This is a genomic window from Staphylococcus sp. GDX8P80P, assembly GCF_017893095.1.
Taxonomy (GTDB): domain Bacteria; phylum Bacillota; class Bacilli; order Staphylococcales; family Staphylococcaceae; genus Staphylococcus; species Staphylococcus borealis.
On the sequence record NZ_JAESMI010000224.1, the window covers coordinates 1 to 233 of the forward strand.

The following is a 233-nucleotide window of genomic DNA, read 5'->3' on the forward strand; positions in this document are numbered from 1 at the left end:
AGTTTTCAATGTACAATCAATTAATGGTGGAGACTAGCGGGATCGAACCGCTGACCTCCTGCGTGCAAAGCAGGCGCTCTCCCAGCTGAGCTAAGCCCCCGTAATTAATTTATTTAATGGTGGGCCTGAGTGGACTCGAACCACCGACCTCACGCTTATCAGGCGTGCGCTCTAACCAGCTGAGCTACAGGCCCATTAAATATTTGAATGTTATAAACATTCAAAACTGAATA

Annotated in this window: 2 tRNA genes; both read right to left on the reverse strand. The window is 46.8% G+C overall.

What is annotated here, in order from left to right:
* Positions 1 to 24 precede the first annotated feature (24 nt).
* Positions 25 to 100: transfer RNA gene (locus tag KA858_RS12570), tRNA-Ala, on the reverse strand.
* Positions 101 to 117: 17 nt separating this feature from the next.
* A tRNA-Ile gene (locus tag KA858_RS12575) sits at positions 118 to 194 on the reverse strand.
* Positions 195 to 233: the final 39 nt, after the last annotated feature.